Annotated in this window: 13 protein-coding genes and 2 tRNA genes; 7 read left to right on the forward strand and 8 right to left on the reverse strand. The window is 42.0% G+C overall.

Annotated elements, in window-relative coordinates; genetic code table 11:
* Positions 1-60: 60 nt before the first annotated feature.
* Entirely contained in the window at positions 61-1,002 is a 942-nt protein-coding gene (gene metA, locus AB4493_RS08640) for a homoserine O-succinyltransferase (RefSeq protein WP_017066439.1), read from the reverse strand.
* A gap of 275 nt (positions 1,003-1,277) precedes the next feature.
* Between metA and AB4493_RS08645 the strand changes: the two genes are divergently transcribed.
* Positions 1,278-1,646 carry an ATP-binding protein gene (locus AB4493_RS08645; protein WP_017065537.1) on the forward strand — a complete coding sequence of 123 codons (369 nt, stop codon included), beginning with the start codon at positions 1,278-1,280 and terminating at the stop codon, positions 1,644-1,646.
* A 78-nt stretch (positions 1,647-1,724) separates the two neighbouring features.
* Positions 1,725-2,147: a DUF3859 domain-containing protein gene (locus tag AB4493_RS08650; RefSeq protein WP_019824122.1), complete on the forward strand. Its 423-nt coding sequence runs from the start codon at positions 1,725-1,727 to the stop codon at positions 2,145-2,147.
* A 108-nt stretch (positions 2,148-2,255) separates the two neighbouring features.
* Here the strand turns inward: AB4493_RS08650 and AB4493_RS08655 are convergent, their stop codons facing one another.
* Entirely contained in the window at positions 2,256-3,362 is a 1,107-nt protein-coding gene (locus AB4493_RS08655) for a M20/M25/M40 family metallo-hydrolase (RefSeq protein ID WP_017059177.1), read from the reverse strand.
* 261 nt (positions 3,363-3,623) lie between these two features.
* Between AB4493_RS08655 and AB4493_RS08660 the strand changes: the two genes are divergently transcribed.
* Entirely contained in the window at positions 3,624-5,582 is a 1,959-nt protein-coding gene (locus AB4493_RS08660; RefSeq protein ID WP_372154857.1) for a diguanylate cyclase domain-containing protein, read from the forward strand.
* A 135-nt stretch (positions 5,583-5,717) separates the two neighbouring features.
* On the opposite strand, the gene AB4493_RS08665 is transcribed toward AB4493_RS08660, so the two are convergent.
* Positions 5,718-5,903: a hypothetical protein gene (locus tag AB4493_RS08665; protein ID WP_017059179.1), complete on the reverse strand. Its 186-nt coding sequence runs from the start codon at positions 5,901-5,903 to the stop codon at positions 5,718-5,720.
* Positions 5,904-6,176: 273 nt separating this feature from the next.
* Here AB4493_RS08665 and AB4493_RS08670 point away from each other — a divergent pair, with 273 nt between their 5' ends.
* Entirely contained in the window at positions 6,177-6,836 is a 660-nt protein-coding gene (locus AB4493_RS08670) for a DUF2726 domain-containing protein (protein WP_372154858.1), read from the forward strand.
* Between the two features lie 127 nt (positions 6,837-6,963).
* On the opposite strand, the gene AB4493_RS08675 is transcribed toward AB4493_RS08670, so the two are convergent.
* Positions 6,964-7,977: a porin gene (locus tag AB4493_RS08675; RefSeq protein ID WP_065584214.1), complete on the reverse strand. Its 1,014-nt coding sequence runs from the start codon at positions 7,975-7,977 to the stop codon at positions 6,964-6,966.
* A 758-nt stretch (positions 7,978-8,735) separates the two neighbouring features.
* Between AB4493_RS08675 and AB4493_RS08680 the strand changes: the two genes are divergently transcribed.
* Positions 8,736-8,812 (forward strand) — tRNA-Val (locus AB4493_RS08680).
* Between the two features lie 70 nt (positions 8,813-8,882).
* Positions 8,883-8,959: transfer RNA gene (locus tag AB4493_RS08685), tRNA-Val, on the forward strand.
* Between the two features lie 557 nt (positions 8,960-9,516).
* Here AB4493_RS08685 and AB4493_RS08690 read toward each other — a convergent pair.
* From AB4493_RS08690 to AB4493_RS08700, 3 genes are read right to left on the reverse strand one after another with little or no spacing between them, the layout of a single operon-like run.
* The gene (locus tag AB4493_RS08690; protein ID WP_102321029.1) at positions 9,517-9,825 is read right to left on the reverse strand and encodes a hypothetical protein; all 309 of its coding nucleotides are present in this window, start codon (positions 9,823-9,825) and stop codon (positions 9,517-9,519) included.
* A complete protein-coding gene (locus tag AB4493_RS08695; protein WP_372154860.1) occupies positions 9,826-11,037 on the reverse strand; it encodes an Arm DNA-binding domain-containing protein in 1,212 nt (403 codons plus the stop codon). It abuts the gene before it with no gap.
* The gene (locus AB4493_RS08700) at positions 11,030-11,266 is read right to left on the reverse strand and encodes a hypothetical protein (RefSeq protein WP_102321027.1); all 237 of its coding nucleotides are present in this window, start codon (positions 11,264-11,266) and stop codon (positions 11,030-11,032) included. The genes AB4493_RS08695 and AB4493_RS08700 overlap by 8 nt, the downstream gene beginning before the upstream one ends.
* Before the next feature lie 60 nt (positions 11,267-11,326).
* On the opposite strand from AB4493_RS08700, the gene AB4493_RS08705 reads away from it, so the two are divergent.
* A complete protein-coding gene (locus AB4493_RS08705; RefSeq protein WP_372154861.1) occupies positions 11,327-11,464 on the forward strand; it encodes a hypothetical protein in 138 nt (45 codons plus the stop codon).
* Between the two features lie 294 nt (positions 11,465-11,758).
* Here AB4493_RS08705 and AB4493_RS08710 read toward each other — a convergent pair whose 3' ends face one another.
* Positions 11,759-12,613, reverse strand: a complete 855-nt coding sequence (locus tag AB4493_RS08710) for a WYL domain-containing protein (RefSeq protein ID WP_102321025.1) — start codon at positions 12,611-12,613, stop codon at positions 11,759-11,761.
* Positions 12,614-12,712: the final 99 nt, after the last annotated feature.

Here is a 12,712-nt window from a genome sequence, read left to right on the forward strand (position 1 = left end):
GTCGTTTTATCAACAACATACTGAACACGGTTTATGTGTTTGTGAATCGGAAGAAAGAACTTAATCGTCTTTGGTAAAGTTGTCTTCGCTGAAATGATCCAGATCGTAAGGCGTTTGTTGGTAAACGCAGTAGTTTAGCCAGTTTGAGAACAACAAGTGTCCGTGGCTGCGCCAGCTTGCAACCGGTTTGTTGTCTGGATTGTTATTCGGGTAGTAGTTGATTGGTATCACAGGCTCCATGCCTTCACCCAAATCTCGAATGTACTCATTGTGAAGTGTGTGAGAGTCGTACTCAGGGTGACCCGTTACAAACACGTTTCGCTTATCTTTGGTTGCTGCTAGGTATACGCCTGCAACATCAGAAGTTGCAAGAACATCAAGGTCAGTATGTTCCGCTAAGTACTCTTGAGAGAAGTCCGCATAGCGAGAGTGCGGAGCTAAGAATGTATCGTCGAAGCCACGTAAAATAGGGTGGTATGGGTTATGTATCTCGTGGTTATAAACACCAGACAGCTTCTCTTTACGAGTGCGTTTTGGCAAATCATATAATAACTTCAAACCAGCCTGAGCCGCCCAACACACGTATAGCGTTGAAGTAACGTGCTTGTTTGCCCATTCCATGATGGTTTTCAGGTGATCCCAGTAGATCACATCTTCAAATTGAACCAAGCCAAGCGGCGCACCAGTGATGATCAATCCATCAAAGTTTCTTTCTTTGACCATTTCAAATTGGCGGTAGAAGTTATCAAGGTGTTCAGTCGGTGTGTTTTTACTTGGTCGGTCATCAATGCGCAGCAGCTCTACATCCACTTGCAATGGGCTGTTCGATAGTAGGCGTAAAAATTGAGTTTCAGTTTCAATCTTCTTCGGCATTAGGTTGAGGATCAAGACTCGAAGTGGACGAATTTCCTGTGTCGATGCTCTTGATAACGGCATAACGAAGATGTTTTCTTCACGAAGAACATCGGATGCTGGCAATTGGTCTGGAATGCGAATAGGCACAGCTTTCTCCCTAAGCTAGATATGTAGACGTCTATACATCTAAATCTATAGTAGTTTGATACGCTTGTCGATATGCAAAATGGATAGATGTAAATTATTTGTGTTTTCTATCAGAAGCAATCCACGCGCTTCGAGGGGAGTCTCATTGTATTCAGTGATTGTCTGAGTCGTGTGTAAGTACTTGGTTTTCGTATGCTGAGCAGAGGCAGTTATCAGAGCAACTCGTTACTATTTACGATAAACTCATGTTTTCGAATTAGCCTGTAAAGTGACAGATGAAGTTAATACTCATTCGAGGGTTGCCCGGCTCTGGCAAATCAACAAAAGCAAAAACCTACGATGCATTGCATGTCGAAGCCGATATGTATTATGTGAATGAGCAAGGTGAGTACCATTTTGATCCTAGGCAGCTGCAACAAGCTCATGAGTGGTGTCAAAACACAGCTGAAAACGGCTTAAAGCAAGGGTTTGATGTGGTTGTTTCGAATACCTTTATTAAGCATTGGGAAATGAAAGCCTACCGCCAACTTGCACTCAAATATAAAGCAGAATTAATTATCGAAGTGTGCCGAGAGCAATATGGCACTATTCACGACATTGAACCTTCAGTAATTAAGCGTATGGCGAAAGACTGGCAAGAATAGCCTCGTTCTTCTTCTGCTTGCGTGGCTGAATGGCAAATAGAATTAAATTAATAGAACAACTTCAAGGTAACGATTGAAATGGCAAAGCGCTCTGTTGTGGTCGACATGACTTCTTATGGTATCTATTCCACATGGGATTCAAAATCTAAAGATCTTCCAAAAATCCAAGAGTTCACCACCACCGTTGATGCTGAAATCGACGTAGAGTTTGGCTATATCCTGAATATCAAAAAAGCCAAAGGTGAGAAGATCCGTTACTGCATTTATCACCCAAACATCACCACAGACAAAGGTGAAGTGCTCGAACCGTTTGATGGTGAGGAGTATGTCGGTAACAATGACTGGGATTTCTACTTAGGTGACACTATCTGGGCTCCTGTCTCGAACAAGCTAGGAAAGTGGCGCATGACGGTTGAGCTAAAAGGCAACATCATCGCCGACAAGACATTCGACCTAGTAGCAAAAGACGAAGGCCAATTCTGGAAGCGTAGAGGGTTTTAGGTTCGACCTTCTATGTTCACCTAAACAACAAAAAGCCGAGCATCGTGATGATGTCTCGGCTTTTTTCATTGTGCTAGATAGAAGTGACTACCTAACTAATGGATTCGATTATTGCGTTACGTAAGCCACAACAAACTCAGTGATTGCGACCATGTCTTTCACTGCAATGTACTCTTCAGTGGTGTGAACTTTCGCCATACCAGTAGAAAGGTTAACTGTTGTCAGGCCTTTTGCGTTGAAGTTGTTTGCATCGCTACCGCCGCCAGTGCGTTTAGTGTTCGCTGTTACGCCAAGCTTCTCAAACGCCGATTTGATAGAAAGAATGTGCGGATGATCGTCTGCAATAACGAATGCATCGTAAGCACGAGTTGATTCGATTTCTACTTCAGCGCCGAACTGCTTAGCACTTTCTTGGAATGTAGAGATCATATGTTCAACTTGAGCCGTTAGCTTTTCGCCGTTTAGAGAACGTGCTTCAGCCACGACTTTAAGCTCTGGCATTACGATGTTAGTTGCTTGACCACCTTCAACAATACCAACGTTTGCTGTCGTTTCTTCATCGATACGAAGTAGGTTCATCTTAGTGATAGCGTCTGCAGCAACTTGAATTGCGCTGATGCCTTCTTCTGGTGCTAAACCAGCGTGAGCAGGGCGACCTTTGATTTTAGCAACAATCTTCTGCTGGCCAGGCGCTGCGTTTACGATAGTGCCAATTGGACCGCCTGTATCAAGTACGATTGCGTGCTCAGATTGAATGTAAGACATATCGAAGTTCAAAGAGCCGAACAGACCGCCTTCTTCGAATACAGTAAATGCAATCTCGATAGTTTTGTGCTCTTGTCCTTCAGCTTTAATGCAACGAACCGCTTCCATGATAGCTGCGATACCAGACTTGTCGTCACCACCTAGAATTGTGTTGCCTTTTGAACGGATGATACCGTCTTCGATGATTGGCTCAATGCCGATGCCTGGCGTTACTGTGTCCATGTGGCAGCTGAACACTGTGCTACCTGGAAGAGTGCCATCTAGACGAGCGTAGATGTTGAAACCATTAGACACTTCTTCAGGAACCGCCAGTTTGTGAACTTCAAAACCTAGTTCACCGAGTTGCTCAGCCAAAGCTTCAGCAATCGCTTTTTCGTTACGAGATTCACTATCAATTTTCACTAGATCGCAGAAATGTTCTACAAGACGTTGTTCATTAATTTGGGTCATTGTTAATTCTCATTATGCTTCCGCTTGTTCAAAAAGAAGCCGCGGAGGTAGGAACAGGAAAATCACTATAACGCCAATGAGGTAGATGATTGTCTGAGTTAAATCAAGAAAGTTGCCTGATTATTCTAATTAATGAGAAAAACCCAATTCAGATCCACCAGTGCGCAGGATTTTAATCTGTATATCTGTCGGGTATAATGTTTGACCGCTCTTAAAAAAACGTCAATAAAATTGGAATTCAATCAATAATGGCCCTGATAAATGAATAGAAACAATGTGTTAGGTTCATTCCTTTTCGTGGTGCTGATGAGTATTGTGCTGGGGCTGTATTTGCTCTATCCAACTTATGACGACGATTTAAAGCATATTCGCCCTGAAAACCCGAGTGTTTATAGTCCAGAGAAAGAGTTATCACTCTCTCAATATGGATCTGCGTTGATCGATATTCTCGATGTATCTCGCGGTGACCCTAATTTAGCTTCCCAACAACTTGAGGCTCTCCAAGCCAAGTTCCCAGACCAAGATAAAGCCATCTATCGTGCTTACGAATTGATGATTTTGTCGAACCTCGCGCAACATAAGTTGGATACCAAAGCGGTTTCCGAATACGTCAGGCAGATTAAAGCACTCGCACAACACGAACATATGGGTTGGCTAAAGGCCCAATCTCTCGTTGAATTAGCGATCGAATACATCAGTACGGGTGAGCTAGCGGAATCTGAAATCCAAATCAGAGCTGCGATAGATATCGCAGAATCGCTTCACTATGAAGAGTTGTTGATTAAGGCCTATAACACGGCTGGTGTCATCAATAACATCCGCAATGACTTTCCTGAAGCTCAATACTTTTTCCATAAAGGTTTAGACCTTGGTAAGAAGTACCCTCATCACATCTACAACAGCAAGTTAGTGTCAAATATGGCACTGCTTTATATCTATTTGGAAGACTGGCCTAAAGCGCTCAAGCTGATTAAAAGAGCCAAAAAGCTCTATTACAAGAGTGGACTACTCGAAGCGTCTACCATCGGCGTGCTGCATGTGAATGAGTCTTTTGCTTATCTGCGCAGTGGTGATTTAGTCAAAGGCCGAGAAGCATATCAAAGTGCGGCTAAGCTAAATGGCGATAACGTGAGTGAACGATACAAAATCATCCTATTAAAAGCAGAGAGTGATGTGTTGTTGGCGGAAAAGAACTTTGAGTCAGCACGACAAGTCGCAAACTTGTGTCTTAGATACCCAGGCGTGGACAAATACACACTTCAATTGGGGCAGTGTTACCTAAATAGAGCCTTAGCGAACATTGGTTTGAACCAAGATAATTTTGTTTTTGCTGATCTAAAGCGATCGTCTGCAATGTTCGATGTTGTGGGGACTCGCAGCTGGAAGGTCCTCGGCTTAAGAACACTTGCTGAATACTATGATTCAAGAGGCGACAGCGAGAACGCACTTCGCTACTTCAAGCTCTATTACAAGGGTAATAAAGCGCTGCTATTTGATAAGCGCCAGAGTGATATCTTTTTACTCGAGCAAGATTTCGCTACGGCATCATTAGCTCAAGAAAACGAACTGCTTAACGCAGAAAAAGAGTTGGGTGAGCTGACATTAGATAAGCAGCAATTACGGAATCGAATCGTCGTCGCTTTGGGTATCATGGTGATGATAAGCGCCACGTTACTATTGATAAGGTTACGCTCGATCCAGAAGACCAACAAAGAACTACTTAAGCAATCAACAAGATGCGAACTGACAGGCTTATACAATAGGCGTTACTTAGAGCAACGGTTAACTCAGCCGATGCCACATCATTTGTCGTCGTTTGGGTATACGCTCGCTATTCTAGATTTAGACCGCTTCAAACAAGTTAATGACACTTATGGCCATGATATTGGTGACCAAGTGCTGGTGGAAGTCGCTAAGCGTTTAGAGAAAATCTTATCAACAAACGATGTAGTGGCAAGATGGGGTGGGGAAGAGTTTGTTTTGTTGCTGGCTGGGAATCAAGATCCTAATAAAGAGCTTGAACTGATAAGACAAGCGATCGCTGACCGACCGATTGAAACGCATTCTGGCCCATTAGAATTAACCACATCGATTGGTGCGACGACTCATCTAACGGGGCAACAGTTGAATAGCCGTACCTATAAGAAACACTTGAAATCGGCAGACGATGCTTTGTATCAAGCTAAGCAGTCAGGGCGCAATAAAGTCGTTATCATTTGAGTTCCTAAACTTAGTTAATCCCCTGCAATCAAGAAACCTGAACTTCAATAACTAAGCGAATAAGAGTGCTTATCTGAACTAATACGGCTATTTACTCTTATTCGCTTAATTCATACTGTGATTTGGCTTGGTGGGTTACTTAGCGACACCTTGAAGCATTTCAACCAATTCGCCTTCTGTCGCTGGTTCGCTAGCGAGTTCAATCACAGCCGAAGCTCCTCCCTTTAACATGTAGGCTTGGGTTCCGCAGTGGTCATAGTGGAACCATTTACCATCTACACATACGTCGGTATAACATCTTGGGTCTTGTTTAAGTTCCATATCAATTTCCTTATTAACATTTGCCTAACGTTTTTCAGACTAGTTGATCACAAATCTAGGTAAATTGATCTAAATCAATCTAGAGTGTAATTGATGATTTAATTATCAAAATAAGAGAGGTGTGTCTAGCGAAGGAGCGACCTCTCGTTGGGCACTGCGCTCAAAGGTCGTGATTCTGGTTGGCAACTCTCGCTCTTTTGCTTGCCAGGTGATGCTTTTCTACATACGCTAGCTACTCTCTTAATCCCTATACAGACTTGATTGTGTTGGAAAATGACTAATATCTTTATCGTTGTAATTGTTCTGGTTGTGTTCTTTTACTTTATTCAAAAGTATGTGGTGAAACACGATGACACCAAAGACCACGCTTATCAGAAGAAAGGCGCGTTGATGTCGGCGCAACAGGCGACATTCTATAATGCGCTAAAATCAGCTGTGGGCAACCATGGGGAAGTGTTTGCTAAAGTCAGCATGTCGAACGTACTTATTCCTGCTAAGACGAACAATAAGAAGAATTGGTTTATCGCCAACAACAAGATCTTACGTAGTTACTTCGACTTTGTTGTTTGCGACCCGCGAACGCTAGAGCCCCGCGTTATTATCGAACTTGATAACGGCAAAGAGCTCAATAAAGGGAAAGTCGATCGCGAAAAGCTACTAATTCACGTGTGTAAATCGGCAGGTTTACCTCTGATTGGTGCATCTATTAAACACAGCTACCAAGTGAGCCGTTTGAAGAGGTTACTGGCAGCACACATCGATTTAATCGAGCCATCAAAAGAAGTGCGATTTTGTAAGAAGTGTGGTAGCCCAATGATCATCAAACTGGCAAGCCAAGGCGATTACAAAGGCCGACGCTTCTTCACTTGTAGCCGCCAGCCAAACTGCACCTATACCGAAAACTACAACGTTGTATTCGATGTTGAAGAATAGTTGGTATCGATAGTAATGCATCCGGTTGGACTCCATTCAATCGCTTAGATACGAATAAGTTATACAAACTAAAAAGCCGAGCATTGATTATGCTCGGCTTTACTAATATTAAGTGGATTGGTTTAGACTAAAACGCGTAACGCATACCGAGCTGTAGCTCATCTTCGTCGTTATCGCCTTGCCCACCTTCGCCCTCGTCTAACATGTTAAACTTATAACTACCAAAGAAGGCCACATCGCCAATATAACGTGCGTATTCTAGACCGATAAAGTTAATGTCGTAATCTGCAATATCGTCAGCTTCAAAGTAGCTGTAGGTCAGGTTGACGGTGTTGACACCAAACGAGTATCCCAAGTAAGCATCGGCAGAATCGTAGTCTGAATCTTTTACGCCTAGACCTGAAATACTACCAAATTGATAGAGTGCGGCGAACCAAACCCCCTGATCGTTGGTGTACTTAACCGCACCAATATAGGCATCAGAAGTTTCTGTATCTGTCCCAACGCCATAGGTTTCATCACTTGACGCATAACCGACGCCAATATCTAACCCAATCGAAGTGCTGCCGGCGACAACTGCACCGAAGCCGTCACTTTGTGCTGATTCACTATCTGAATTGAAATTGCCATCAATTTGAAAGGTGATGTTGTCGCTTGTCAGTTCATAACGTAAAACATTTTTTGCTCGATCAGCAGTCGACACCGTGTATTCATTGATATAGCCGCTGAAGGTTTCAGCCATATCCGTCCAATCGGTTAAGTAGGTAACGGCATTATTTTGGTGGCCATAATAGACGTTACCGTGATTGGTTTGAACACCCGTATATAAGAATCGAGTGTTAATGCCGATATCATCTGATGCGCCATCTTCAGACTCTGTTAGTTCGAATTCATATTTCCCAAAAAAGGAAATATCGTCCGACGCTTTTTGTGTGCCATCGACACTTAAGCGGACACGTGATCTATCACTATAGGTGCTACTATTACCAGCACTTTTATTCGCATCAGAGAAATTCCCTCGAACTTCTGCGCGGCCGCCGATATTGAATACTGTTTCATCTGTCTCATAAATGGTCGCTGCCGATACGGCAGATGTCGATAGTATGCTCACCACTGCAATGGCGATATGTGATTTTTTCATAATTTATTCCCTATTTTTCACACTTGTATTTATCGTAAACCATAAATTCACGTATAGCATTGAATTTAGATTATTGATTCCTACAGGTTATGAATATAGGCGCGCTTTACCATTATGCAAATTTCATTATGTATTACTGTGCTGTATGTATTCAAAATAGCTATGATGTGTGGGGTTGGGTTTTGAATTGCTTATAGATTGTTGCTCTTGAGGGAGATTAATTGTAGCTGATGTTTTTCGACTATAGAGTGCTATCGTATTTATGTATGTTGGTAATAACCCGGCCACTTTATATGAAAAATCCGAATTTAGTCATTGCGGCCTAGTAATTCGATGACGACGATTACAAAATCGTGGTGATTTTTATGAATGATGTATTTCAGTGAGTTACAAAGCCTCTGCGTGCCTTTCACTTATAATGATCAAAATACTACGGTAACCCAGTGGGCAAGCAAAATTTTTGACACTAAATATAGGCATTGATCTATACCTGTATGGTTACTGTAAAGGCCAAGAAAAACGGTATAGACAACAAAAATCCCAAATTGAACACATTAGGTTAGTTAATTGGTTGTCATCAAGGATTAGAATTTTTTCTAACTAAACTTTGTTTTTCAGCGGTTTGACGATAATCTGGGTGTAAAATCGACATGTTGTTATGTCTTTGATTGCAAAGTGAGCAAACGAATCGCAAGATGCCAGTTAATACTTGCACCATCTGTTTATCATGGATATCATCGTTGGCGTTCTAAGGGAATGCGTCCGTAGCTCAGTTGGTTAGAGTACCGCCTTGACATGGCGGGGGTCGGTGATTCGAGTTCACTCGGACGCACCATTCCTTCTTTAGTTTTTATTGCATAACTATTGAGTTTGTCACAATGGTAGTAATAAGAAATTAGAACATCGCCCGCTTAGCTCAGTTGGTTAGAGTACTTGCATGACATGCAAGGTGTCACTGGTTCGAGTCCAGTAGCGGGCACCAAATTCGTTCTTTCTGAACAAGCAAAAAGCCCACCTAGCGTGGGCTTTTTTGTGTCTGCGTTTCTGGAAAGTACCTTAAATAGCATCATTCTTGTCTGCCTCCCCGTTGAATAATTATTGGATGAGCTAAGTGACTCATATCTCTCAAACTCGATTTGTGACCGCGTGGTGACCATGCTGTGACAACCTTCTAAGCATCTACAGTTTGGAGTAACAGAACATTTAAGAAATAGTCATCAGCACATTTTTAAAAAGAATGCTCTCGTTAATCTGAGTCTGGTGCGGTTTGAAGGGTCCAGCACTACGGTTAATGCAAAACTACTATAGAACTTAGGCTCAAGTTATCAACGTTAACTTTGTGCGGCCAGTGAAGTGGGTGTGCAACAAATTATAGTGTTCTTGTTAACGGGTGATGGCTGATGAGTTATTTCAAGGTGAACTAGGCGCCAGTTGTAGGTGAGGGTAGATTCAAGCAGAGTATAGAAATGTTCAAAAATGGGAAATAGAAAAGAGCCAAATAAACATGGGTTCATTTGGCTCTTTTTTGAGTAGCTCTCATTAATGCAATTGCTTCAAAGAAAAACTGATCCGTGATTGCATTGCAATCAACAGCCAACTGGCATCTCGATTATTTGGTTTGTCTTTACATAGATGTAGTGCTTTTAGTACACCGCGCGTGACTGAATCAATAAAGACATGTTCATGATGGAATTTATCTGGCCACAGTTCAGTACGTTGCTTGATAAGTTCGTAAATTTCATCGTATAGCCAATCAATATCTTGATGAGAGATTTTCTGAAAACGCTGAGCCTGAAGAATGTCACAGCACAAACTGGTGCAGTGAATAGCTAGAGGTGAATAAGCCATTTACTTTCCTCCATTTAAATTAGCATCTAATAACTTTTCAAAAGCACTGCCGTCTTGCCTGGTTAGGTTTGGTATATATCGGCTGTAAACTGTGAACAGCATTTTTGTAGTGGTATGGCCCATTTGGCGAGCTATCCACTCAGGTGCTTCTCCGGCTGCTAACCATAATGTTGCAGCCGTATGTCGAGTCTCATAAGGGCGGCGATATTCCATTCCCAAGTTTTTAAGTGTCGGCTTCCAGATTCGGTCTCTGACGTTACCTTTATCTAAAGGGTTTCCAGCTGCATTGCAGAACACATACTCCTTAGTACCAGTCACTTTGTATTGGGATTTTATAGCTTTAAGTACAACAGATGACATTTGAATGTCTCTTGTTGAACCCACCGTTTTCGTTGTGTCTGAACGGCCGTGTACAAACGTTTCTCGAACTGAAATTAAACCACGCTCAAAATCTACGTACTTCCATTTCAGACCATCGATCTCTGAGGTGCGCATTCCGGTGAAGAAACGAACGGTGAAGTAATCTTTAAAATCGGAACGTACCGATGATAAAAACAAGTTCACTTCGTTAAAATCAAACGGGTTTACATTAGTGCGTTCAACACGTAGTGGTTTGATGTTTTCAAACGTCGAACGAAAATCATAGCGATCTCCGGCTTCGCTCAAAATCATGCGCAGTGGTGTCATGACATGATTAATGAACTCGGCAGATAATTTTTTGCCGTTGTTACGCGGTTTCACTAAAGAAGCACGGTACTTTAAGATGTCAGGTCGAGAGATCTTCGCGACGTCTAAACGCCCGAAGTGAGGTACAAGGTACGACCATAAGTAGATCTTCATACTGTCCTTATAGCTTTCTTTCCAACGCACTTCGTTTTCGTCGTACCACTCCTGTGCGAAGCTTTCGAACAAGACAGTTTCAATTCCTTGTAGCCCTTGTACTGCCGTTTTGTAATTACCAAGTAATTCCTGTTTGCGTTTTTGAGCTTGGATGTCTTGTTTCAAAAATGTTTGAGCTTTCTTAGACTCAGGGAAGTACTCACTATATACAAAACAACTCAGGCGAATGTCCGCTTCAATTTGATTTAGCAGTTTCTGTAGCTTGCGTTGGTTTACTTGAGTTGCAGGCAGTGCAGTTTGCTCACGGCAACGCATACCTTCATATCGGAAGTCGAGATAGAGCTTACCGCTACGTGAATTGATACTACCCATGACACACCCTCCCGCCAGCCATTGGAATATACTGAAGGTTACGTGATGCAGATTGGTATAATTCTGCCTCTACCTCTTCCCAAATGTAGAGAATTTTTCTACCATTGAATGGTCGAATGTAGTGTTTACCTTCGATGAAAATTGAATCTCGCAGAGTCGAATTGATATAGTTGGCGCTAAATTTGATACGACCTGCAAGCTCTTTTGCTGTAAGTAATAATTGGTCCATTTGACCTCCATTGTTTGTGTTTTATCAAGACACATTATTATATCTTTTAGGAATTGATGTGTGATTAGATATAACTTAAAGGAACTTATAGATAAAAAATCAGCGGAAGAGGGACGGAAGATCTCTGGAGCTCAAATTGCTGCCGAAATAGGTATTCAGCGTTCGGCCATGGCGAAAATGATCCGAGATGAAGGGTAAACTACAACCACAAAAACTCTTGATGCCTTATGTCAGTACTTTGATTGTGATGTGTCAGAGGTTATTTGGTATCAGAAAAGGAATATTAGCTAAAAACTTATCGAGTGAAATGTAGGGTGTTTTTAGTCGTCACTTTACAATAGGTGTAGGCTGCTGTTTTAAAGCATTCAGCAAGGAGCGTTTATTCATGGATCTTTACACCATAAATACAGTCAGCCCTAGTTTCGAGTAGACAGATAATGTTCCATCTAGAACATCACCAATCTTATCGGGTTGTCTCGAACGAACCTTGATTTATCTAGGTAGACTTTCGTCAAAGTGAGCAGTCAATTGATAGGCTTCTGGTTGTTCTTTTAGCAGCTTTTGGTCTTGTATGACGCCCATACGTCGCAAGTAATAACTGACTAAAGCTCCACGAGTTACTATTTCCATCTTCTTGTTTTTCATAGCGTAGTCGTCAGCAACAACAACTTGTTGTTGCTCAGACAAGTAAGGGTTAGGTGTAATCATTAACTTAACTTGATGGTTCCAGTTGTCATCATGTTCTCGCATTTTTGGTGACTTATCCATTAAGTCAGGTTCGTTCCTAAAGCGACTTAACACGAAATCTCGAAATTCATTTTTCTCTTCACAATATGCTCTTACATGCCACCTGATCCCATCATAGACTAAGCTGTGAGGCGCAATAATTCGACCTCGAACCTCAGGTGTAGAGAGCGATACATAGTCAATATCGACGCGAAGGTTAGCCCTTGCTGCCGCAATTAATCCTCGAACAATGCTTGGTGATATAGCCCTTTCAGGAACGTTCAATACGGTCGATTGAGCTTCCCCCCAATTAAAGAACTCGAAGGTCTCTTCTTGGTTATATTGCTGATGAAGCATAAGTAGATACTCATGAGCAGTGCCTTGAGTAAATAAAGGCTTAAAGTTGTCTGCTGGCCTATAGCCTTTAATTGTTCTATCCAGTATCAATTGACCTTGGTCAGTTAAGCTAATGTACTTGTTGATATCCCTAGAAGCTTGTTGTCTCCCTATGTGAAAAGCATCACATAGGTGATTTGTCGTCAGTCGACCCTCCCAAAGAGCAATGATCTCAATTAGTCGAAATCGTACTTGTTGGTCCCATTTGATATCTGCTTGACTCATGTTCGTGCTCATAAATGTTACATGTTGATGTATACAGTATATACATGTAGTGAAAAAGTACATATATTTATTGTGGATATTGGCAAGGGCAAGAAAAGT

Source organism: Vibrio sp. 10N.222.55.A1 (assembly GCF_041473835.1).
GTDB lineage: Bacteria > Pseudomonadota > Gammaproteobacteria > Enterobacterales > Vibrionaceae > Vibrio > Vibrio crassostreae_C.